The following is a 21,974-nucleotide window of genomic DNA, read 5'->3' on the forward strand; positions in this document are numbered from 1 at the left end:
GCGGGCGGGCGGTGCGGCGGAGGGTGGGTGGGCGTGGGACCCGGCCTTCGACGGAGGAAGCTCCGAGGTCTGCCGTGTCGGCGGCGCACCGGATGGCGGCCCGGCGCTTACCAGGGCACGAGCTGGGCCCCGGGGCAGCCGATGAAGAGCCGCCGTCCCGCATCGCCGTCCCGGTGCTGGCGTCGTTCCGGGGGAAGTTCCAGTTCTACGTTCAGAACCAGCCGACCGGACCGGCCGGGCCCGGACCCTCGCCGCGCGCGGTCCGGGTCCGGCCGCGCGCGTCCGGCGAGCACCGGCCGTTCAGGTCCATCCGGGGGCCGGAGGCTGCGGCCAGGCCGGCGGGTCCGGCAGCGGCTGGTCGGCGCCGAGCCGGGTGCCGGGGGTACGGCCGCTGAGCCAGCCGAGGACGGCGTGGCCGGGGCCCGTCACGGTGGGGCCGCTCCCGGAGAGCTGCCAGGACCGGCCGAGGTCGACGGCCTCGACCCGGGCGAGCGGGAAGTCGCCTGCGGCCAGTGCGGCGAGGGTGTCGTCGAGGGCCCATGCCACGTAGTCGCCTGACCAGTCGGCCGTCCCGTAGCCGGTGTTCAGGTCTATGTGGTGGGTTTCCAGTTCGCGTCGGCAGCGGTGCAGGGTGTACCAGGCCGGGTGCCGCCAGCCGGCCAGGGCGGTGACCGGGGTGTCCCAGCGTCCGGCGGGCATCTCGGCGACGGCTGAGGCCAGTTGCTCAAGCCGGCCGCGCAGATCGGCCGCGAGTTCGGCGGCGGGACGGCCGGAGCCCTCCTGGACGGCCCGGGCCAGCGCCGCGGCGTCGGCCCGCGGCCCGGGCTCGAGACCGGTGCGGGCCACCGCGAGCAGCCACAGGTAGGCGTCGACACTGCGGGCCACATGGGTGACGACGTGACCGCGGCTCCAGCCGGGCAGGGCCGAGGGCGCCCGCACGTCCTCGTCGGTCAGGCCCGCGAGGGCGGCGGTGAACCGCGCGCCGGATCGGGCGACGTCCTCGATAATGCTCAGCACGTCCGTACCGTAACACCGCCCAGCAGCAAGGGGTTTGGGCGCCCGGCCGGTGCCGTTGCCGGTGGGCTCAGCCGCCGACGAGCAGGCCCCCGACCACGGCGATGCCGGCCGCGATGGCGCGCACGGGAACGTTGCCGAACCCCAGGACCAGCTGCGCCGGCGTCCGCACGGGCTCCGAGCGGCACTGGGTCATCCCGTACAGGCCGACGGACCGGGCCCGGGCCGCGGTGATGACGCTCTGTTCGTCAACGGCCGCGCCCAGGGTCACGACCGCGTGGAAGCCCGCCGCCAAGCCGGTCAGCCGAACTCCGGGGGCGTGTTCGGCGAGCGCCTCCACCAGGGCGGTGCGCCGCGCCGCGTAGCCGGTCCGCATCCGGCGCAGATGCCGGTCGAAGCGGCCGGACTCGATCAGCCGGGCGAGGGCGAGCTGGTCGAGGGTGGGCGAGCCGCGGTCGCTCAGCTGCTTGTTCTCCACGATCTGCGCAAGGAGTGCGGGCGGACAGAGCATCCAGCCGATGCGCAGTGCGGGCGCCAGTGACTTGCTGACGGTGCCGATCGAGATGACGCGGTCGGCAGCGAGGCCCTGCAGTGCGCCCACCGGCTCGCGGTCGTAGCGGAATTCGGCGTCGTAGTCGTCCTCGATCACGACCGCGTCCCGGCGCCGGGCCCACTCGATCAGCGCGAGCCGCCGCTCGGGGGCCAGGGCCACCCCGGTCGGCCACTGGTGGGCCGGGGTCACCACGACGGCGCGGGCGTCGGTCGCGTCCAGTGCGCGCAGGTCGATGCCGTGCCCGTCGACCGGTACGGGGACCGCCGACAGGCCCGCCCCGGCGGCGGCCGCGGCGACGGTGGCGGGCGTGCCGGGATCCTCGTAGGCCACCGTGCGGACACCGGACCGGGCCAGGGCGCGCAGGGCCAGGCCGAGTCCCTGGGCGTAGCCGGAGCAGATCACCGTCCGTTCCGGGTCGGCCGCGGCGGAGCGCACCCGGCGCAGGTAGCCGGCCACCACCTCGCGCAGCTCCGCGTGGCCGCGCGGGTCGCCGTAGTCGAAGTCCACCGTCGGCATCCGGCGCGCCGCCTCGCGCGTGGCCCACAGCCAGTCGGCGATCGGAAACGCGTTCAAATCCGGTACGCCCCAGCGGAAGTCGGCCAGCAGACGGGGCGCGGGAACGGACGGCGGCGCGGACGACGGCGGTACCACCGCGCCGGCCGCCACCCGGGTCGCGGAACCGGTACGGGTCACCAGGTAGCCCTCGGCACGGAGTTGCGCGTAGCAGTCCTGCACCAGACCTCGTGACACGCCGAGCCGCCGGGCGAGTTCGCGGGAGGACGGCAGCCGTTCCCCGACCTGGATCCGGCCGGTCCGGATCGCCTCCCGCAGCCGGTTTTCGAGCTGCGAGCGCAGCGGCACACCGCTGCCCCGGTCGATGACCAGCAGCAGATCGGGTGACAGACCGGACCACTCCAACGGCATGGAATTGGAGCTTACCGGTGGTCCGCTCGGCCGTTAGCGTCCTCGCGTGACCACTTCGCTCAACTCCTCCGCCCTGAGCTCCGGTTCACGGCCGCCGCTGGTGACCAGGGCGCTGCTGCTGCGGTTCGTGTCGATGATCGGGGCCTCGGCCAGCTTCTACCTGCTGCTGCCGGTCGTTCCGCACTACGCCGATGCGTCGTCCGGCGGCGGTGCCGCGGGACTGGCCACCGGCGCTCTGATGCTGGCGACAGTCGCGGGTGAGCTGGCCGCGCCGCGCCTGATCGCCCGCTTCGGCTACCGCATCGCGTTGGCGACGGGGCTGGTCCTACTCGGCGCGCCCGCGCTGGTGCTGATCGCCGCCACCGGTACCGGGTTGATCGTCGCCGTCTGTCTGCTCCGGGGGCTGGGCTTCGCGTTCACGGTCGTCGCGGGCGGTGCGCTGACGGCGTCGCTGATCCCGGCCGGGCGGCGCGGCGAGGGGCTGGCGCTGGTCGGCATCGTGTCCGGGGTGCCGTCGCTGGTGGGTCTGCCGCTGGGGATGTGGCTGGCCGCGCACGTGGGGAACGGGCCGGTATTCACGGCCGCGGCCGTGGCCGCGCTGGCCGCGATCCCCTCGGTCCCCGGACTGCCCGACCGGGAGCGGACTTGCGGGCGGTCGGCGGGCGTGGTGGCCGGGTTCCGCTCGCCGGCTCTGCTGCGGCCCGCCGTCGTCTTCGCGGCTACCGCACTGGCAGCCGGGATCATCGTGACCTTCCTGCCGCTCGCCGTACCCAGGTCGTCCACCGCTCTGGTCGCCGCGGCCCTGTTCGTCCAGCCCGCGGCCGCGACCGTGGCCCGCTGGCTGGCCGGCCGGCACGGCGACCGGCACGGCCCGGCCGGGCTGGTCCTGCCGGGCCTGCTCGTCTCGGCCGCCGGCACGCTCCTGACGGCGCTGACCGGCAGCCCCGTCGCCGTTGTCGCCGGCGTGGCACTGTTCGGCCTCGGCTTCGGCGTCTCCCAGAACGCCACCCTGACGCTGATGTACGCACGGGTCCCCGCCGCCGAGTACGGCATCGTCTCCGCCCTGTGGAACTTCGCCTACGACGCGGGCATGGGTGTCGGCGCCCTCGCCTTCGGTGCGGCCGCCGGGCGGACCGGTTACCCGGCGGCCTTCGCCCTCACCGCCGTGCTGATGCTCACCGCGCTGGCCCCGGCCCGGCGCGACCGCGCGGCGGCCAGCTCCCCGGGGTCCCCCGGCTGACCGGCGGGCAACGCGGGAGTGACAGCCATCCGACTGGCAGTCAGCGCCCTTGTCCCGCCGGGATCGACCGCCGCTTCCGGTGCAGCACCGCTGCCACCGCCGCGGCCACGACCACGACCGCGGCCACGGTGCCGCCGATGACGGCACCGCTGCCGCCGGAGTGCGAACTCGTGGGCGCCGCCGCCTCCGGCGCCGCGCTGCTCCGGGCGGGCGCGGGAGCGGTCGACGGGGCGGTGACCGACGGCGCGGCGGCCGACGGGGCCGGCCCCTCCGGTACGGCGGTCACGTCGGCCTCGGCCTCACCGTGGCCGAGATCGGGGAAGGCGGATTCCACGGTGACCTTCCAGTGGCCCGGGGGCAGCGCCTCGGCGGTGGTGTAGGCGGCCTGCACGCCGGCGACCGGGACCAGCTGCCACGGGCCGACCGTGCGGCCGTCCGCGGCGACCGCACTGAGGGTCCCGGTGACCGGCTGGTCCACAGGGTCGTTGTCGTCGTCGTAGCTCGCGATGGCGCGGGTGTGCCCGTCGCCCTGGGCCGTGATCGCGAAGTGGATGCTGTCGCCGTGCGCGGCCGCCGGGAGGGCCGACCCGAGCACGGCGAGCCCGGCGAGCGCCAGGGCGGCGGGCAGAGAGGAACGACGCATCGGTGGACTCCTGAAAAGAGGGGGGAGGTGGGGCGGGAGAGGACTCCCGCCCCACCTCCGGGGGGAATGCCGGCCTGGGGGTGTCAGGAAGCCGGCTGGATGGTCCAGTTCTGGTACGCCTGCTGGTTCGGCTGCTGCAGCTCGAGCAGCCAACCGCCGTAGTACCAGCGGTTGCTGGCCCCGAGCACCAGCGAGGAGCCCTTGGGGGTGAGGGTGTACCCGCTGCCGGCGGCGGTCAGCTTCCAGTCCTGCGAGTCCTTGTTCCCGCACGGCTGCTGGAACACGAACTGGCCCTGCGCGAGGTCGCCTCCGACCTGGAGGCACTTGCCGGACAGCACGCTCTTGACCCGGACGTTGCCGTCGCCCGCGTCGTCGAACAGCCACTGCTGGTTCTGGTAGCCGGTGCGCTGGTAGGCGATCAGCACGTCACCGTCGTTGCTCGAACCGCCCCACATGTCGGCCACCTGGCCGGTGAGGCTGTTGGACATCAGGTACGGCGTGCCGGGCTTGGTCGGACCGGTCGGGTTCGTCTTGGCGATCGTGTGGAACGAGGCCGCACGACCGGGCTGCGAGGTGCTGCCGCTCTGGTCGCGGACCGCCACTGCCACCTGGTAGTCGGTGTCCGGCTGCAGCGAGACCAGCCGCACCACGGTCGACGTCACGGTGCCGATCGCGCGCCCGTTCAGCCGGATCTCGTACCCGGCGGCGGAGTCGGCCTTCGGCCAGGAGAGGACCGCGGAGTTCTGGGTGACCTGGCTGACCGTCACGTTCGGCGCCTTGCCCGGTCCCTTGCTCGAGGTCGGGCTCGGGCTCGGGGTCGATGTCGGCGACGGATTGGGGTTGGGGTTGGGGTTGGTGCCGTTGTCGGCCATCAGGAAGCGGTTGTTGGCCACGTTCCAGTGCGAGGACAGGTAGCTGCCCGGCTTGGGGTTGGTGTTGAAGTAGTTGTCCTTGGTGCAGTCCAGCCGGTCCTGCTGGTTCTGGTCCGGGCAGACCGTCCGCATCTTCGGGTAGTACGGGGCGTCCGAGTAGCACATCAGGTCCCAGTCGACCGTGCAGTGCCCGGCCTTGCTGGAGTCCGGCGCGCTGTTGTTCACCGCACCGAGGTTGTGGCCCAGTTCGTGCGCGGCGACATGGCCGCTCCAGCAGCCCGAGTCGCTCCGGCCGTAGGAGGGGCCGAAGTTGCTCAGGTTGTCCTGACTGGGGCGCTCGTCGCCCGCGAAGGTGCCGATGCCGCAGTACACCTGGGCGTCGGCGAACATCATGTACTTGCGGTCCTTGTGGTTGAAGCCCTTGGCCGCCAGCGCGTCGTTGGTCGCGCCGAACTCCTTCATCGCCGAGTCGGGCAGCTCGACGTCGAGCACGTTGGCGCTGCAGTCGGCGTCGGTGACGAACCGGACGTGGCGGGTGCCCCCGGTCTGCTGGGCACTGGCGTTGTAGATGACGTCGACGTCCGCGGCCCACTTCTTGAAGGAGGCCAGGTACTGGGCGTACCGGTCCTCGCCGGAGCCGTGCACGTACAGCACCTGGACCCGGTTGCCGCTGCTGCCGTCACCGTCGCAGACCACCGTGGAGCCGCCGGCGGCGGCCTTGCCCGGGCTCGCCGAAGCCGGCGCGGCAGAGGCCAGCGTGGCACCGGTCTGGGCGTTCAGCACCGGCGGCGCGCCCTTCAACAGGTCGTCGGCCGCGGGTGCCTGGGAGTCGCCGTGCAGGTCCGGGTTGGGTGCCACCGCCGCCACGGCGGGGGCGACCGTCTTGTGGATGTCCACGTCCTTGGGGGCCGTGTCCGGACCGTGGGTGCACAGATCGGCGGCGGAGGTGCGGAACACACCCGCGCACTTGTCGTCCTTGGTCGCGACGGTCAGCCCCGTGTAGACCATGCCGCGCGCCGGATCGCTCTTCGGTACCGAGCCCAGCGGGGCCGGCGCCTCCTTGTGCTGCGGCGCCGCCGCGGGGGACGGCGGCGAGTCGTCACCCGCGGCGACCTGGGCCACCTGCGCCGTGGCGGCCGTGTGCGCGTCCTGACCGCTCGTGGCCACGTTGAGCCCGACGGCGGTGGCGATCACGCCCGCCGTCACGGCCACTGCCGTGATCACAAGCGGGCGACGGTTCCGCCGCCGGTGTGACGCTCTGTTCCGTGCCATGTAACCCTCCCTGTCGGCATGAGGGGTTCGCTGCCGACGTATTGGGAGAGCAGGGGCCTCGGCTCGGATAACAGAAAATCGGCCAAAATTTTTTTCAGCTGATCCAGCCCGGCCTGAAGAGCCCCGCAGGCCGGCTTCGTTCGTGTCCGGCCGAGGTGGGCCGACCGGTTCGGACGGGCTGCGCGGGCAGGGTGGCATCCGCTCCGGGTGGCGGCGCCGCACGGGGCCGTGCGGTCAGCACGGGACGACGAGGAGCAGGGCGAGGACGGCGCCGACCGCTGTCACCGAGCTGCGGACGGCCGTCACGGCGCAGCCGTCCCCCCTCAGGACACGCCACCCACCCCTCGCCGCATCCGGCCCGCCGGCGAGCGGAGTTGAGGTCCGCTCACTCGGCCTTGCCGAAGTCGCCGATCTCCTCGGCCTCCTGGGCGGTGAGTTCGCGCGGGACCTCGCCCCGCGCGAGCTTCGCGCTCTGCACGCGGTGGCGGATGTCGTCGACGATCTCGGGGTTCGCCAGGGTGCTGATGTCGCCCACGTCGGCGAAGTTGGAGATACCGGCGATGACCCTGCGCATGATCTTGCCCGAGCGGGTCTTGGGCATGTCCGGCACGATCCACACGTGGGCGGGCCGGGCGAGCTTGCCGATCTCCCGTTCAATGGCCGCGGTGACCTTCTGCCCGCTCTCCGGGCTCGGGCTCAGCCCCGGCTTCAGCGCGACGTACATCTCGACCACGCGGCCGCGCACCTCGTCGACCGCCGGCACCGCCGCCGCCTCGGCCACCTCCTCGACGGTGAGGGCCGCCGACTCCAGCTCCTTGGTACCGAGCCGGTGGCCGGCCACGTTGATCACGTCGTCGATCCGCCCGAGGATCCTGAAGTACCCGTCACTCGCCTGCACGGCGCCGTCACCGCACAGGAACGGCCAGTCGTGCCAGTCCTTGCTCCCGGGGTCGCGGCAGTACCTGCCGTAGTAGACGTCGACAAAGCGCTCGGGCTGTCCCCAGATCGTCTGCAGCACGCCGGGCCAGGGATTGCGGATGCAGATGTTGCCCGCCCGGCCGCTGCCGGCCTCGACCACCGCACCGTCCTCGTCGTAGATCACCGGGAGGATGCCGAGTGCCCCGGGCCCGCAGCTGCCTGGCTTCATCGGCTGCAGGGCGGGCAGGGTGGTGCCGAGGATGCCGCCGGTCTCGGTCATCCACCAGGTGTCCACGATCACCGCCTGCCCCTTTCCGACCTCGTCGTGGTACCAGCGCCAGACCTCGGGCTCGATCGGCTCGCCCACGGTGGTCATCAGCTTGAACCGGTGGTGGTACCTGGCCGGCTCGTGCGGGCCGAGCTTGCGCAGCATCCGGATGGTGGTGGGCGCGGTCTGGAAGATGTCCACCCCCAGCCGCTCGGCGATCCGCCAGCAGCGGCCCGCGTCGGGGTGGGTCGGCATGCCCTCGTACAGCACGCTGGTGGTGCCGAGCGCCAGCGGCCCGTAGACGATGTACGAGTGGCCGGTGATCCAGCCGATGTCGGCGGCGCACCAGTAGGTGTCCTCGGGGTGGATGTCCAGGTGGTACCTGGCGGTGCCCGCCGCATAGGCGAGGTAGCCGCCGGTGGAGTGCTGGCAGCCCTTGGGGCGGCCGGTGGTCCCGCTGGTGTACATCAGGAAGAGCGGCGCCTCGGCGGGCATGGACACCGGCGGCACGCTCCGGCCGCGGTAGCCGCCCAGGAGGTCGTCCACGAAGAAGTCGCGGCCCAGGACCATGGGGGTCCGCGAGGCGTACCGCCCCGGGTGCCGCCGCCACACCAGGACCTTCTCGATCTCCCGGCCGTTCCTGCGGGCGGCCTCCACCGCCTCGTCGGCCTTGGCCTTGTGGTCGACCAGCGAGCCGCCCCGGTAGTAGCCGTCCACCGTCACCAGGACCCGGCTGGCCGAGTCGGCGATCCGATCGCCGCAGGCGGCGCCGCTGAACCCGCCGAACACCTCGGAGTGGATCACGCCCAGCCTGGCGCAGGCCAGCATCGCCACCGGCAGCTCGGGGACCATCGGCAGGTGGAAGGTGACCCGGTCACCGGCCTCCAGCCCGCAGAACTCACGCAGCAGCGCGGCGAATTCGTTGACCCGCCGGTACAGCTCCTGGTAGGTGATCGTCTCGGTGGCCTGGTCCTCCGGCTCGGGCACCCAGATCAGGGCGGCCTTGTTCCGGCCGGTGGGCAGATGCCGGTCGACGCAGTTGTAGCAGGCGTTCAGCCTGCCGCCGGTGAACCACTTCCAGAACGGCGCATTCCCGGCGTCCAGGACCGTGTGCCAGCGGGTGTCCCAGCTGAGCAGGTCGGCGTACTCGTTGAAGCAGTCGGGGAAGTGCTCCTCACCGAACCGTTCGAGGATCCCGGGGTCGGCGGCGTTCGCCTGGGCGACGAAGGCGGCCGGTGGCCGGTACGTGCGCTCCTCGCGCCAGTGGACCGCGATCTGTGCCTCGGAGAGCTGGGCCCCTGTCTCCGGCGCCATGGCAATCGACCTCCCGCCGCGGCACTCCCACCGCACCGGGCCGGGCGACGGGCCGGAGAGCCTCCGCTGCCGCACCGTGTTCGCGGGATCAAGGATATCGCCGGGAGGTGCCGCCGGGCCGACCTGCGGGCGATGCCCAGGCGGGCCGGCGCCCCGCGTCAGACCGGTCGGCGCCCCGTGTCATCGGGCAGGCCCAGCCCGAGCCGGACGGCGCGTTCGACCGGCGAGTACGCGCCGTCGCTCCGGTCGAGCTCGAGCAGCCCGGTCGGCACCAGCGGCGGCTGGGCGATGAACCTGGGGCGGGTACCGCGGTTGGGCTGCGCGGCGTGGATCAGGAACGGGTGGCACAGGTAGACGTCGCCGGCCCGGCCGGTGGCGAGGGCGGTCGGCCGGTCGGGGGCGTCGAGCCTGCCCGTGGTGTCCATCTCCGTGCAGAGGCCGAAGAGGTCGGCACCGCGCTCACCGGCGGGCTCCAGGAACGGCGGGACGTCCAGATGCGAGCCGACCTTGATCCGGGTCGGCCCGTGGTCGGCGTCGACGTCGGAGAACAGGAACAGCATCAGCAACGCCCGGCCGCGGGAGCGGAGGTTGAGCCAGTACCCGCTCTCACCCTCGGGGGTGTAGCTGGCGTCCATGTGCCACCCGGTGTCACCGGGATCGTCGGGGTGGGGGAACCGGATCGGGAAGGTGCCGAGGCCGACGCGCGGCACCCACCGGCCCGCACCGACCAGTTGGTCGAAGGCGGCATGCAGGCGCGGGGTCGTGGCCGCCCGCTGGAACGGCTCCTCGGCGTAGCCGTCGAGCCTGACGACCGGCTCGGTCCACGTTCCGGGGTCGTCCGGGTCGAGCCCCGTCTCACGCCACAGGAACGCCCGGCACTCCTCGGCCAACGGGCGCGGAAACGCCTCTTCGAGATGGACGAACCCGTCGGTGACGAACCGTTCGATCTGTTCTGCTGTCAGCACTTCCTGCACGCCCGCGATTCTCGGCCGCGGTTGCGCAGGTGGGCAACCGAGTTGTTCGGCCGGTCGGTCTCACACCGGGCGCGGACCGCGCCTCGCGGCTGCGATCCGCTGCCGGGCGGCCTCGTACAGCACCGCGGTGCCGGCGTTGGCGGCGTTCAGCGAGCTCGCCGCGCCGGTCATCGGGATGCTCACCGTGTGGTCGCACAACTCGCGCCAGGCGTTGCTGAGTCCACTGGTCTCATTGCCGACCAGCAGCAGCACCGGCTGGGTGAAGTCGAAGTCGAAGACGTCGCAGTCGCCGTGCTCGTCCGTCCCCACCAGCGTCACCCCGCGCCCCGAGGCCCGCTGACCGGCCACCCAGTCCGCCACCTCACGGGGCGCGGGCACCCGGACCGCGGGCAGGGCGAACAGCGAACCGGTGCTGGCGCGCACCGACTTGGAGTCGTAGACGTCGGCGGCGTGCCCGGCCACGATCACGCCGTGCGCGCCGAACGCGTCGGCCGAGCGGATGATGCTCCCGATGTTCCCCGGACTGGTCGGCCGGTCGAACAGCACCCCGAGGAAGTCGTCCCCCACCGGGATCCGGTCGAGGTCGTCGGCGGGCATCCCCACCACGGCGATCACCTCGGGCGCGGACTCGTTCTTCTCGCCGAGTTCGGCCAGCAGCGCCGGGGCCATTGCGATCTGCTCGGTCCGCACCGTCCGCAGCAGCTCCTGACCCCAGCGCGAGAGGTTCCGGCTCCCGTCGAAGATCAGTGCGCGCACCGGCCAGCCGTGCTCCACCGCCAGCGAGATCGGCCGCACGCCCTGCACCAGGAACTCCCCCGCCCGCTGCCGCTTGTTGCGGTTGGTGAGCAGCGCCTGCCACTGCTGGAACCGCGCGTTGCGTGAGGTGATCCGCTGGACCGCTGGCACCTTGCCTCCGGGGCGTGAGTGTGTTTGCCGGACCGTCAGAGTTTCTACCGGTGTCCGCCGCAGACTACCGGTCGGGCTGGCGCGAGACGACGGCCGATGTCCAAGTGATCGTCCGTCAGTGACGTACCCGACCAGGCTGTTTGGCGTGTGCCACCCTCATCGTGCCTGCCGACGAGACGCGTTGCCCAGCTCGTCGCGCACGTACTGCCGCACTCCGGCGCGGGGCAACCCCGTCACGGGCGCACAGATCCGCCCCGGCAGTCGACCGGTGAGCCCCGGACGCGAGCGGCACGGCGGGCGTCGCCACCGGGCGCGATCATCAAGAAGGATCCACAAGGAAGCCGTGTAGATCCAGTGAATTTTTGCCAGATCAACGACTGGCTAGCCGGACACCGGAGCCCGTCACCCTAAGATCCGCCACCCCTCCGGCGCGCCGGCGACAGCACCCGGAGCGGCGCACGACGGGACACCCCGACGGGATCTCGCCGCAGGTCAGGCCATGCCGGCACGGGGACGGCCACGCTCGCCGGAAGCGCCCCGAACACCTCCGCAACACCCAGATGGCACCCACCAGCCATCAAAATTCCTAAGCATGGAAGGCGAAAGCGATCAGATGCTTTCGATTTGCAGGGAGATCGGCGAGCATGTCAGCATAATCACAGGGATCGGGATTGATCCCGTGGAGCGATCGAGAACGGAAGTAGTCAAGTCCCATGTCGCACGGCGCGCGTGTCATCGTCGGAGTGAGTGGCTCGTTGAACAGTCTGACCGCACTGCACCGCGCGGTCGGCGAGGCCCGCGCCCAGCAGGCGGTGCTGGTTCCCGTGCTGGCCTGGACGCCCGTGGGCGGCGAGCTCAGCTATCGCGCCCACCCCTGCCCGCCGCTGCTGCGCGCCTGGGAGACGGCCGCCAGGGCGCGGCTGGAGCGCGCCTTCGAGGAGGCGTTCGGCGGGTTCCCCGTCGGCGTCGAGGTCGAGCCGCTGGTGATCCGCGGTGACGCCGGACCGGCCCTGGTCCACGTCGCGGACCGGCCGGGTGACCTGCTGGTCATCAGCACCGGACGCCAGGGCAGCCTGCAGCGTTTCCTCCACGGCTCGGTGGGTCGCTACTGCCTGGCCCACGCCCGCTGCCCCGTCGTCGCCGTTCCGCCGTCCGCCCTCTACACGGACCTGCGGCAGATCTCCCGGGCGGTCGACCTCCGCGAGCTCTCGCACGCCGCCTGAACGCCTTTTGACCGCACCCCGCCCGGCCTCCGGGCGGGGTGCGGTCGTACGGTCAGCAGTCCGGGAAGTCGAAGGTGTAGCCCTGCTGGACCAGCCACGGGAGCAGCTGGGCCAGCGCGGCCACCGTCTGGCTGCGGTCGCCGCCGCCGTCGTGCATCAGGATGATGCCGCCCGGGTGCAGCTCGCGCTGCGCGGTGGCGACGATCTCCGGCACGCCGGGCTTCGCCCAGTCGCGGGTGTCAACCGTCCAGCCGAGCGGGCGCAGACCGTCCTGTACGGCGATCTGGCGGTTCTGCGCACTGAAGTCACCACCGGGGGCCCGGAACCAGGCGACCTTGGCGTCCGGGCCACCGGACTTGAGGATCATCGCCTTGGCCGCGTCGATCTCGTAGACCTGCTGCTCGCGCGGGAGGGTGTGCATCGGCTGCGGGTGGTTCACGGTGTGATCGCACAGGCGGTGGCCCTCGTCCAGGATGCGCTGGACCGTCTTCGGGTTCGCGGCGGCCTGGGGGCCGATCTCGCAGAAGGTCGCCTTGGCGTGGTACTGCTTCAGCAGATCGAGGATCGCGCCGGTGGCCGGGCCGGGGCCGTCGTCGAAGGTGAGCGCGACCGTCTTGCCGCCGCTCGCGGTGCGGTACACGATCGACGAGCCCGGAGCGTCCGGCGCGGCGGTGGCGGCAGCGGGTCCGGTAGTCGCCGCCGGGGCCGGGGTGCCGGGAGCGGGCGCGTGCCGGGTGGGGGCCGCGGGGGCCGCGGTGCCGGAGGCGGGTGTGCCGGGAGTCACGGGACCGGGGGCCGGGGTGCTGGGCGTCGCGGCGCTGGGCGCACCGGCGGCGGGGAGCGCTGTGGTGGCGACGGTGATGCCGGGAGCCGCCGTACCGGGCGCACCGGCAGTGGTGGCGGCCACGGAGCCGAGCGCTGCCCTGCCGGGGGCCGACTGTGCGGTCGCCGACGCGGTGGCGCCCGCGTGGATGCTCGGGCTCGCGGCGGCGGAGGCGCCGTTCGAGGTCGGCCCGCACGCGCAGGCGAGGGCGAGCGGGAGGAGGGCGGCGCATCCTGCGGCGGCCCGGCGAAGAATCGTGCGGGTCGTGCCCTGATCCGGCATGGCTGTTACTCCTGGGGTCGTACAAAGGCCCCGCATGACACCGGGCTTCCCTTCGACAATGGCCGTCGATCGCGCGCTTCCAAAGCGTTCACGGCTTCTTGAGACCGTTCTCACGTTCGGCGGGGGCGACTGTGACGGGGCTCTCATAGTCAGCTCCTCGGCCAGACAGCCGTCCTCCCCCTGCTGTCTTCCCCCTGCCGTCCTCCCCTGCCGTCCTTCGCGGTCCGCAGCCGACGGCGCACGGGCGCAGCTCGTCGCGCACACCGTCCGCACCTGCCCCGCTCCACACTCCCCGCGCTCCCCGGCGCTCCCCCACCTCGGCAACTCGGCGACTCGGCCGACGAGTACGAACGGTCCTTCCGCCCCCGGCCGGAGCGGGTCCGGAGATGACCGGCAACTCCGGGATCGGCGCGCCCCGTTCCCCGCCACCGCCAGGACTTCCGTGGCCGGGACGGGAGTTGACACGCCCGGCGGAAGACAGGACTTGCACGCCGGCCGGTTGATCTACAGTGCTCGGGGTAGTTCCTGTCCCTTGGTGTCCTGAGGAGGAGTCACGAGTCATGTCGACTGAGACGTTCGAGTTCCAGGTGGAAGCGCGCCAGCTGCTGCAGATGGTGATCCATTCGATCTACTCGAACAAGGACGTGTTCCTGCGCGAGCTCGTGTCCAACGCCTCCGATGCGCTGGACAAGCTGCGTCTGGAGGCACTGCGCGACGACGCGCTGGGTGCGGATGTGTCCGACCTGCACATCGAGATCGAGACCGACCGGGAGGCCCGCACCCTGACCGTGCGGGACAACGGCATCGGCATGTCGTACGACGAGGTGATCCAGCTCATCGGCACGATAGCCAACTCCGGTACCGCGAAGTTCGTGCAGGAGCTGCAGGGGGCCAAGGACGCGGCCGCCACCGAGGGCCTGATCGGGCAGTTCGGTGTCGGCTTCTACTCCAGCTTCATGGTGGCCGACGAGGTCGTGCTGCTGACCCGGCGCGCCGGCGAGAGCCAGGGCACCCGCTGGACGTCGACCGGTGAGGGGACGTACACACTGGAGGCCGTGGCCGAGGCACCGCAGGGCACCTCGGTCACCCTGCGCCTCAGGCCCGCGGACACCGAGGACCAGCTCCACGACTACACCTCCGCCTGGAAGATCCGGGAGATCGTCAAGCGGTACTCCGACTTCATCACCTGGCCCATCAGGATGGCCGCCGAGGCCGCCCCGGGCACGGCGGACGGGGACGACGCCGCTGTGCGCGAGCCCGAGACCCTCAACTCCATGAAGGCGCTGTGGGCCCGCTCCCGTGACGAGGTGTCCGACGACGAGTACCACGAGCTGTACAAGCACATCAGCCACGACTGGACCGATCCGCTGGAGACCGTCCGGCTGCAGGCGGAGGGCACCTTCGAGTACCAGGCCCTGCTGTTCCTCCCCTCGCACGCACCGCACGACCTGTACACCCAGGGGTACAAGCGCGGCATCCAGCTCTACGTGAAGCGCGTCTTCGTGATGGACGACTGCGAGGCGCTCATGCCTCCGTACCTGCGCTTCGTCAAGGGCGTCGTCGACGCCCAGGACCTGTCGCTCAACGTGTCCCGCGAGATCCTGCAGCAGGACCGCCAGATCGAGCTGATGCGCCGCCGCCTGGCGAAGAAGGTGTTGTCCACCGTCAAGGACCTGATGACGGGCTCCCCGGAGCGCTACGCCACCCTCTGGCGCGAGTTCGGCCGCGTCCTCAAGGAGGGCCTGCTCAGCGACTACGAGAACCGCGACGCCATCCTCGCCGCCTCCTCGTTCGCCTCCACGCACGACGAGGAGGAGCTGACCACGCTCAAGCAGTACGTGGAGCGCATGAAGGAGGGGCAGGAGCACATCTACTACCTGACCGGCGAGTCCAGGCAGACCATCGAGAACTCCCCGCACATGGAGGCGTTCCAGGCCAAGGGCATCGAGGTCCTGCTCCTCACCGACCCCGTCGACGAGCTGTGGGTGGATTCCGTTCCCGAGTTCGGCGGCAAGCAGCTGCGGTCCGTCGCCAAGGGCGAGATCAACCTCGGCGCCGAGGAGGAGGAGCAGGCCGAGACCGAACGCGAGCAGCGGCAGCAGGAGTTCGCGGAGCTGCTGACCTGGATGGCCGGCCGGCTGAGCGAGGAGGTCAAGGAGGTGCGTCTCTCCTCGCGGCTGACCGTCTCGCCCGCCTGCATCGTCTCGGACACCCACGACGCGACGCCGGCCCTGGAGAACCTGTACCGCGCCATGGGCCAGGAGATCCCCCGGGCCAAGCGCATCCTGGAGCTCAACCCCGGCCACCCGCTGGTCAGCGGCCTCAGGACGGCGCACGCCGAGCGCACGGACGACCCGGGCCTCGGTGAGACCGCCGAACTCCTCTACGGCATGGCCCTCCTCGCCGAGGGCGGCCAGCTGCGGGAGCCGGCCCGCTTCATCAAGCTGATGGCCGACCGGCTGGAGCGCGCCCTGTAACCCGCCGTGCCCCTCAGGGCCGTCTCCCCGGCCGACTGGCCGGGGAGACGGGCGTCCGGGCGGCCGCCCCGGGGCGATTCCCGGTGTGCCGTCGCCGGGCTCGCTACCGGCGGCATCTCCCGCCCGCCCCGACGGAGTTCGGCTGTGCGAAGGCCGCCGGAAGTCCGCCCCCGGGGCGGACTCAGGCTTCGGCGCGCTCCCTGATGCTGTCGAGGGTCGACCGGATGCCCTGTTCCAGCATGCCCATCCGGCGGGCGATGATCTGCTCCTCCTGCTCGGGCTGGGCCTTGATCGCCGTGCTCAGGTACGAGCCGCCCTGTCCGAGCGTGACCGACTGGCGCAGCCGGGTACCGCCGTTCTCGGCCTCCAGGTCGAACCGCCAGCGGGCGACGGGCCGGTCGAAGCCGCCCTGGAGCGCCCGGACCTCCCAGCCGAACGCATGCTCCGGCCGGTAGTCGAAGATCCGCGAGACGGTCTCCCAACTGCCCAGCCGGTCGTTCCGGTTGCGCCCGACGAAGGTCGCGCCGAGGGCCGGCCCGGGAGCGCCGTCCAGCCACTCGACCTCGTACAGCTCCCCGCCGAGCCCGGCCGGCGTGGTGATGTCGCTGACCAGCGCCCAGACCCGCTCCGGCGGCGCGGCCACGTGTACGTTCACCTCGACCGTCGGACTGTCCGCCAACCGCACCATCGCCGTCCTCCCCATAGCACCGTTCTGCCACCGGATACCGTATCCGGCCTGACCGACAGTGCGCTACTGACTAGTAACCAAGCGCGGGTCAGCGGCTCCGGCAGGACCGCTTCAGCAGCTCCGCAGGACGGCCTCGCACTCCCGGCAGCGCCGGTCGTACAGCTTCGGCGGGTACCAGGGCTCTCCCGGCCTGGCCGGCCGGTAGTGGCTGTGTTCCATCGGGTCGGTACTCAGCCCGCACAGCGTCGTCGGCAAAGGGTCCTCCAACGCATCGGGATCGGCCCCCGCCGCGTGGACCAGGAGCACGACCGGCTCGACGCCCTCCGGCCCGATCGCCTGGTCGGGGTCCAGCTCGAACAGCACGATCACAGAACCCATACTGCGACCCTGCGGCAGGACGGCCCCCGGCGCATCCCGGAGCGCCGAGCGCTGCCGCCGTCCTCCGCACCCTGGACTCGGCGCCTCACTCGGATCAACGGGAGCCTGCCATCACGGCCGCCCGCCCGCAGGGGGCTCCGGTCTCCTGGCCGCCGACCAGGAACGACACGGGCGTGCCACCGACGTCAACGCCAGGCCCCCACCGGGCCGAATGATTCTGGGCAAGGTCGTCTCAGGCTCCCTTCCGGCTGTCGGTCGAGTGGTGTCCCAGCGTCAGCAGGGCGCAGACGACGGCCGCGGCGGCGACGCAGACGGTGACGGTGTAGGCGTTGCCGAAGCTTCCCTCGCTCGGGGTCTTGCCCAGGACCAGGACGAGGATCGCGAGCCCGAGCGCTCCGCCGGTGTACTGCGTGGTGGTCAGGATGGCTGCCGCCGTGCCCTGGGCGCTGTCCTGCACGTCCTTGGTGCCTGCGATGTACATACCCGCGAAGGCCATACCCTGGCCGAGTCCGCTGACGACGAGCCCCGGCAGGACCCCCGGCCAGTAGGAGTGCGCGTGGACGCCCAGACCCAGCAGGGCCAACCCCACCGCTCCGACCCCGAAGCCCGTGGCCAGAGTGGCGCGGATGCCGAGCGGCTCGGTGAGGCGGCCCGTGACCAGGTTGCCGGCCACCACGCAGAGCGCGAGCGGGAGGAAGGCCAAGCCCGCCGCCAGCGGCCCGTAGCCGCGCTGGTCCTGCAGGAACAGCGTGATGAGGAAGAACTCGGCGCCGACACTGGCCATGTAGAGCGCGGACATCAGGCCGCCGCCCGCCAGCGAGCGGATCCGCAGCAGTGCGGGGTCGATCAGCGGAGTCACCGACGGCCGGCGGTCGTGCGCCAGCCAGATGCCGCCCAGCACCACGAAGCCCGCCAGGAAGGCAAGCGTGGACAAGGAGGTCCAACCAGCCCCCGCGGCCTCGGTCAGCGCGAACACGACGGACAGGATCGCGCTGGTGAACAGTGCGGCACCGGGAATGTTGAGTTCGCGGACCGAGATGCCCGTCCGCTGCCCGGCGGGCAGCACGCGCGCGGCGAGCAGGAAGGTCGCCGCCACCAGGGGGACGTTGACGAAGAAGACCCAGCGCCAGGAGAGTTCCGCCGTCAGCGCGCCGCCGATGAGGACGCCGGCCGCCAGGCCCACCGCGCCCAGCGCACCCCAGATCGCCAGGGCCCGCGAGCGCAGTGCACCGGCCGGGAAGGTCGCGCTGATCAGGGCGAGCATCGACGGCGTCAGCGCCGCTGCGCCGATGCCCTGGGCCGCACGCGCGGCGACGAGCAGCCAGAGGTTCCCCGAGATCCCGCCGGCGAGCGAACCGGCGCCGAACAGCAGCAGGGCCCAGAGGAAGAGCCGACGGGGGCCGGTCAGGTCGGCGGCTCGCCCGCCGACGACGAGGAAGCTCGCGAAGAACAGCGCGTAGCCCGACACCACCCACTGCAGCCGGTCTGCCGGCAGGCCGAGCCCCGAACCGATGCTGGGAAGAGCGACGTAAATGATGGAGTAGTCGAGGGCCACCAGGAACTGGGCGATCGACAGGGCGACCAGGGCCGCCACCATGCGGCCGCTGAATCCGGCCCGGGACTGGGGCTGCGAAGTGCCCGGTAAGGCCTCAGTGGAAGCTACGAGTTCCTGTGCCGAAGAGGACCTCGGCACCTCGGCGTCATAGGACATGGACTGGCTCCTGTGCCTGAAGGAGGGTGGACTGCTGGACCGAGCGCATGCGCCGACACCGGCAACACCCCCTTGGCTTGCGGACATTCCTGGGCGGGTGGCAGGAGACCTGCACGGAAGACGTGATCGGCTCCGGCCTGGTGACCGATTGACTGACGAAATGTCGGTTCTGTACGCCGGCAACGCCTGCGATCTCGCCGCCGAGTCGGCCACCTTCGGCCCGATGGGCATTCCCGAGAACCGCCGGTCAACGGGCGCGAATTGGATATGGCAGTTCAAGTCACGGGGACAGAAGGTATCCGGCCCCTCGCTTCCGCCCCGATTTCAGGTGATGCCTCGTCAGCATATTTACTGCTAGGCACAGTTGCGACGCGTAGACTTCGGACGTGAAGAAGGTAACGCGCGACGATGTGGCCAGACTTGCGGGAACCTCCACCGCTGTTGTCAGTTACGTCATCAACGACGGCCCCCGACCCGTAGCCACCGGGACCCGCGAGCGTGTGCTCTCGGCCATCGACCGACTCGGCTATCGCCCCAACCGTGTGGCCCAGGCGATGGCCAGCCGCCGCACCGATCTGCTCGGCCTGATAGTCCCCGATGCCCGCCAGCCCTTCTTCGGAGAGCTGGCACACGCAGTCGAGCAGGCCGCGGCCGACCGGGGCAAGATGGTCCTCGTCGGCAACTCCGACTATCGCGACGCACGGGAAGTCCATTATCTGCGTGCCTTTCTCGGCATGCGTGCGGCCGGCCTGATACTCGTCAGTCTCGGCCCCAGCGAGTCGGCGGCGGCCGAACTGGCCGCGTGGGATTCCCGCGTGGTCCTCATGCACGAACACCCGGAAACCATCCACGAGTTCGCCGTGGTGACCGACGATCTCGGCGGCGCCCGGCTGGCCACGAAGCATCTGCTCGAACACGGCCACGCCTACGTGGCGTGCCTGGGCGGCGCGGAATACACACCGGTCATCGGTGACCCGGTCACCGACCACGTGGCGGGCTGGCGCCAGGCCATGGCGGAGGCCGGACTGTCCACCGAGGGCCGGCTGTTCCACGCTCTGTACAGCCGGTACGACGCGTACCAGGTGGCTCTCCGCCTGCTCTCCCGGCCGGACCGGCCGACCGCTCTCTTCTGCTCGACGGACGACCAGGCGATCGGCGTGCTGCGGGCCGCCCGCGAACTGCGGATCGACGTCCCGCGTGACCTCGCCGTCGCCGGCTTCGACAACATCAAGGAGGCGGCCCTGACCGACCCGCCGCTGACCACCGTCGCCTCCGACCGCGAGGCGATGGCGCGCACGGCGGTCGAGCTGGCGATCGGCGGCGGTCCGCAGGAGGCCGGCTGGCGGGGCGATCGGCTGCGGTGCTTCCCGTCCCGCCTGGTGCTGCGCGGCTCGTGCGGCTGCCCCCACACCCCCGGGGTCTGGTCCGACTGAACGGCAGCCGCTGCTCCACGCACGTGCGAGGCGGTCTTGGACCATCAACAGGAGCAGGACGGTCTGCACATCGGTCAGCGCTCCGCAGCACGAGCTCCAGGGCCTCTTCCAGCGGGAGTCCCAGGAGGGCGATGTCCCCGCCCTCCGCCGCGGTACCACCCCACGGCCGGCCCGGTCGACCGGCCGGCACCGTCGTGGCGGCTGGTCATTGCTCGCCGGTAGCGGCTGTGCGGCGCCGGCCTTTGTCCGGGCCTCGGACATCACCGGTGTGGTGTCGGTGCCCGGTTCTAGGGTGACCGCATGGCGACATTCCGATCTGGCTTCACGCTCTGGCGCATGGTCGAGGCGGCAAAGGAACTGACCGGGCACGCGAGCGTGCTGGAGCGTATCGAGGCCGTGCTGCGCATCATGAGCGTGGACCGTACGTACGGCAAGGGCAGGTCATTGGTGGACGCCCTGGAGAATGTGGCCCGAGAGGCCATCCTGCACGGGGACCTTGAGCTCGCTCAGCGTTTCCAGCGGTTCGCTGGCTACGCCGGAGGAGAACTGTTCCTCGAAGTCCTGGAGACGTACTACGACGAGGAGGCGCGGCAGCGTGGTGAGGAATTCATGCGGAGGTTGGTCGCTCTCGGCGCCGACCAGGCGGTTATCGCTCTTGACGTGCTCTGCCGTGACAACCCTGACGCAACTGCCTCCGACGCCCGTGATCTCTTTCGCGGCATCGCTCAGTCCGTCGATCACCTGGGCCTTGGGACGGGCGAGGGCGGCATCCAGCTGTCCACCCGGGAGGTGAGGCGACTCCAGCAGTACGGGCACATGGAAGTACTCCTTCGGACGCTGCCCGGACTGGCATCCGCGGAGGCAGCCCGATTGATGGGTGATGTCCTGGCGGACGTCGACGCGGGGATACTGGCCCAGTTCCTCGAACTCAAGGCCAGGCGGGCCGCCCTGGAGGCTCTGGGGGCTGCGGTGGAGGATCCGGCCAGCTCCGAGAGTGCCCTCCATGCCTGCCTGAAGAATCAGGAGTGGATTTTTGGTGGGGCCTATGTAGCCGAGCTGGCGCGCCGTCAGTACACCCCGGACACCATCCTCGACATTCCACTCCTGCGCGCTGACGGATCGCTGCATGTGGTCGAACTCAAACGTGCCTGTATCAAGGATTTGGTCATCAGACGCAGCGGCCACCTGATGCTGGGCGCACCGGCGCATCACGCCGTCTCCCAGTCGCAGAACTACCTTCGGACCCTGGATGAGAACCGGCGGACCATCCTGGCGGACCACGGTGTCGACACCCGCAGGGCCTCGGCGACCGTAGTGATCGGTCACTCCCGGTACGTGAGTGGGGGCATCACGCCCCAGGAGGTCGCGGAGACTCTGCGCACCTACAACACGCATGCCTCCCGCATAGAAGTGATCACGTACGAGACCTTGCTGGATTCGGCAGCACGGATGCTGGCGCTTTCGTCGGCACAGCAAGTCCCCAACTCGGCCGAGGAGCCTGAGGCATGAGCGATGCCCTTCCCAAGATCGAGCAGCTTCTGGCCAGCCTGTGCGGTGGCTCGATCACTGCCAAGGACTATGTGGGCTATTTTCTGAACGAGTACGGCGAGGGGCTCGTATTTGCCCAGCGCCGAGGTGAGAAGACCGCGCGGCTCTGGCACAGCGATGCGGACTGGCAGATGTTCCACGTCGGCGACAACTCGATACGGGTCGGCCAAGTCATGGACGGGGTGATCACCGTCGACGACCTGATCATCAACCAGCCTGAGGCGACCTGGCTGTCCTCCTGCCTGGCTGCATCCCGCCACCTACGGCCACAGTGATCGCAAGACGACGAGGGCCCGGACCGCGCGACGCGGTCCGGGCCCTCATGAAGGCGGAGAGTATGAGATTCGAACTCGTGAGGGGTTGTCCCCAACACGCTTTCCAATTCTCCCGAACGGCGTCCGCCGGGGTTCGCACCGGGGCGTGCTGTTTGTGCCTGTGGGTATGGCGAGGGCCCGGCTGTCGCGCGGGTGGGCGCCGGGTTCCACGGCTCCGGGGGTGGTCGGCTGCTCGTCA

At 71.3% G+C, this 21,974-nt stretch carries 17 protein-coding genes; 6 read left to right on the forward strand and 11 right to left on the reverse strand.

Annotated elements, in window-relative coordinates; all coding sequences use genetic code 11:
• Positions 1–300: 300 nt before the first annotated feature.
• Together ABD369_RS31520 and pdxR are read right to left on the reverse strand one after the other, a co-directional pair.
• Positions 301–1,017: a maleylpyruvate isomerase family mycothiol-dependent enzyme gene (locus tag ABD369_RS31520; protein WP_344640005.1), complete on the reverse strand. Its 717-nt coding sequence runs from the start codon at positions 1,015–1,017 to the stop codon at positions 301–303.
• 67 nt (positions 1,018–1,084) lie between these two features.
• Positions 1,085–2,491 (reverse strand): MocR-like pyridoxine biosynthesis transcription factor PdxR, encoded by a 1,407-nt coding sequence (gene pdxR, locus ABD369_RS31525; RefSeq protein WP_344640006.1) that lies wholly within the window; start codon positions 2,489–2,491, stop codon positions 1,085–1,087.
• Between the two features lie 46 nt (positions 2,492–2,537).
• Here pdxR and ABD369_RS31530 point away from each other — a divergent pair, with 46 nt between their 5' ends.
• Entirely contained in the window at positions 2,538–3,731 is a 1,194-nt protein-coding gene (locus ABD369_RS31530; protein ID WP_344640007.1) for an MFS transporter, read from the forward strand.
• 40 nt (positions 3,732–3,771) lie between these two features.
• Here ABD369_RS31530 and ABD369_RS31535 read toward each other — a convergent pair whose 3' ends face one another.
• From ABD369_RS31535 to ABD369_RS31555, 5 genes are all read right to left on the reverse strand, one after another.
• Positions 3,772–4,374: a hypothetical protein gene (locus ABD369_RS31535; RefSeq protein ID WP_344640008.1), complete on the reverse strand. Its 603-nt coding sequence runs from the start codon at positions 4,372–4,374 to the stop codon at positions 3,772–3,774.
• Positions 4,375–4,457: 83 nt separating this feature from the next.
• Complete coding sequence (locus ABD369_RS31540; protein ID WP_344640009.1) at positions 4,458–6,458, reverse strand: RICIN domain-containing protein; 2,001 nt, start codon at positions 6,456–6,458, stop codon at positions 4,458–4,460.
• Between the two features lie 445 nt (positions 6,459–6,903).
• Positions 6,904–9,018, reverse strand: a complete 2,115-nt coding sequence (gene acs, locus ABD369_RS31545; protein ID WP_344640010.1) for an acetate--CoA ligase — start codon at positions 9,016–9,018, stop codon at positions 6,904–6,906.
• Positions 9,019–9,176: 158 nt separating this feature from the next.
• Complete coding sequence (locus ABD369_RS31550) at positions 9,177–9,992, reverse strand: phytanoyl-CoA dioxygenase family protein (protein WP_344640011.1); 816 nt, start codon at positions 9,990–9,992, stop codon at positions 9,177–9,179.
• 60 nt (positions 9,993–10,052) lie between these two features.
• Positions 10,053–10,898, reverse strand: a complete 846-nt coding sequence (locus ABD369_RS31555) for an RNA methyltransferase (RefSeq protein ID WP_344640012.1) — start codon at positions 10,896–10,898, stop codon at positions 10,053–10,055.
• A 713-nt stretch (positions 10,899–11,611) separates the two neighbouring features.
• Here ABD369_RS31555 and ABD369_RS31560 point away from each other — a divergent pair.
• Entirely contained in the window at positions 11,612–12,121 is a 510-nt protein-coding gene (locus ABD369_RS31560) for a universal stress protein (protein WP_344640013.1), read from the forward strand.
• 52 nt (positions 12,122–12,173) lie between these two features.
• Here ABD369_RS31560 and ABD369_RS31565 read toward each other — a convergent pair whose 3' ends face one another.
• A complete protein-coding gene (locus ABD369_RS31565; protein ID WP_344640014.1) occupies positions 12,174–13,226 on the reverse strand; it encodes a polysaccharide deacetylase family protein in 1,053 nt (350 codons plus the stop codon).
• Positions 13,227–13,786: 560 nt separating this feature from the next.
• Between ABD369_RS31565 and htpG the strand changes: the two genes are divergently transcribed.
• Positions 13,787–15,703 carry a molecular chaperone HtpG gene (htpG, locus tag ABD369_RS31570; RefSeq protein WP_344640015.1) on the forward strand — a complete coding sequence of 639 codons (1,917 nt, stop codon included), beginning with the start codon at positions 13,787–13,789 and terminating at the stop codon, positions 15,701–15,703.
• A gap of 181 nt (positions 15,704–15,884) precedes the next feature.
• On the opposite strand, the gene ABD369_RS31575 is transcribed toward htpG, so the two are convergent.
• The 3 genes from ABD369_RS31575 to ABD369_RS31585 form a co-directional block, all read right to left on the reverse strand.
• Positions 15,885–16,391, reverse strand: coding sequence for an SRPBCC family protein (locus ABD369_RS31575; RefSeq protein WP_344640016.1), 507 nt, complete (start codon positions 16,389–16,391; stop codon positions 15,885–15,887).
• Between the two features lie 111 nt (positions 16,392–16,502).
• Entirely contained in the window at positions 16,503–16,769 is a 267-nt protein-coding gene (locus tag ABD369_RS31580) for a hypothetical protein (protein WP_344640017.1), read from the reverse strand.
• A 232-nt stretch (positions 16,770–17,001) separates the two neighbouring features.
• Entirely contained in the window at positions 17,002–18,480 is a 1,479-nt protein-coding gene (locus ABD369_RS31585; RefSeq protein WP_344640018.1) for an MFS transporter, read from the reverse strand.
• Positions 18,481–18,866: 386 nt separating this feature from the next.
• Between ABD369_RS31585 and ABD369_RS31590 the strand changes: the two genes are divergently transcribed.
• From ABD369_RS31590 to ABD369_RS31600, 3 genes are all read left to right on the forward strand, one after another.
• Positions 18,867–19,913: a LacI family DNA-binding transcriptional regulator gene (locus ABD369_RS31590; protein ID WP_344640019.1), complete on the forward strand. Its 1,047-nt coding sequence runs from the start codon at positions 18,867–18,869 to the stop codon at positions 19,911–19,913.
• A gap of 300 nt (positions 19,914–20,213) precedes the next feature.
• Entirely contained in the window at positions 20,214–21,422 is a 1,209-nt protein-coding gene (locus ABD369_RS31595) for a Shedu anti-phage system protein SduA domain-containing protein (RefSeq protein WP_344640020.1), read from the forward strand.
• Positions 21,419–21,736 carry a hypothetical protein gene (locus tag ABD369_RS31600; RefSeq protein WP_344640021.1) on the forward strand — a complete coding sequence of 106 codons (318 nt, stop codon included), beginning with the start codon at positions 21,419–21,421 and terminating at the stop codon, positions 21,734–21,736. Before ABD369_RS31595 ends, ABD369_RS31600 begins: the two co-directional genes overlap by 4 nt.
• The last annotated feature ends 238 nt before the right edge of the window (positions 21,737–21,974 follow it).

The sequence above is a fragment of the Kitasatospora cystarginea genome, assembly GCF_039533515.1.
Classification (GTDB): domain Bacteria; phylum Actinomycetota; class Actinomycetes; order Streptomycetales; family Streptomycetaceae; genus Kitasatospora; species Kitasatospora cystarginea.

Excerpts from the sequence above, each read along its gene's own strand:
- htpG (WP_344640015.1), top strand. The coding sequence starts at position 13,787 with ATGTCGACTGAGACGTTCGAGTTCCAGGTGGAAGCGCGCCAGCTGCTG.
- ABD369_RS31595 (WP_344640020.1), top strand. The coding sequence starts at position 20,214 with ATGGCGACATTCCGATCTGGCTTCACGCTCTGGCGCATGGTCGAGGCG.
- pdxR (WP_344640006.1), bottom strand. The coding sequence starts at position 2,491 with ATGCCGTTGGAGTGGTCCGGTCTGTCACCCGATCTGCTGCTGGTCATC.
- ABD369_RS31580 (WP_344640017.1), bottom strand. The coding sequence starts at position 16,769 with ATGGGTTCTGTGATCGTGCTGTTCGAGCTGGACCCCGACCAGGCGATC.
- ABD369_RS31575 (WP_344640016.1), bottom strand. The coding sequence starts at position 16,391 with ATGGTGCGGTTGGCGGACAGTCCGACGGTCGAGGTGAACGTACACGTG.
- ABD369_RS31600 (WP_344640021.1), top strand. The coding sequence starts at position 21,419 with ATGAGCGATGCCCTTCCCAAGATCGAGCAGCTTCTGGCCAGCCTGTGC.
- ABD369_RS31560 (WP_344640013.1), top strand. The coding sequence starts at position 11,612 with ATGTCGCACGGCGCGCGTGTCATCGTCGGAGTGAGTGGCTCGTTGAAC.
- ABD369_RS31585 (WP_344640018.1), bottom strand. The coding sequence starts at position 18,480 with ATGTCCTATGACGCCGAGGTGCCGAGGTCCTCTTCGGCACAGGAACTC.
- ABD369_RS31535 (WP_344640008.1), bottom strand. The coding sequence starts at position 4,374 with ATGCGTCGTTCCTCTCTGCCCGCCGCCCTGGCGCTCGCCGGGCTCGCC.
- acs (WP_344640010.1), bottom strand. The coding sequence starts at position 9,018 with ATGGCGCCGGAGACAGGGGCCCAGCTCTCCGAGGCACAGATCGCGGTC.
- ABD369_RS31565 (WP_344640014.1), bottom strand. The coding sequence starts at position 13,226 with ATGCCGGATCAGGGCACGACCCGCACGATTCTTCGCCGGGCCGCCGCA.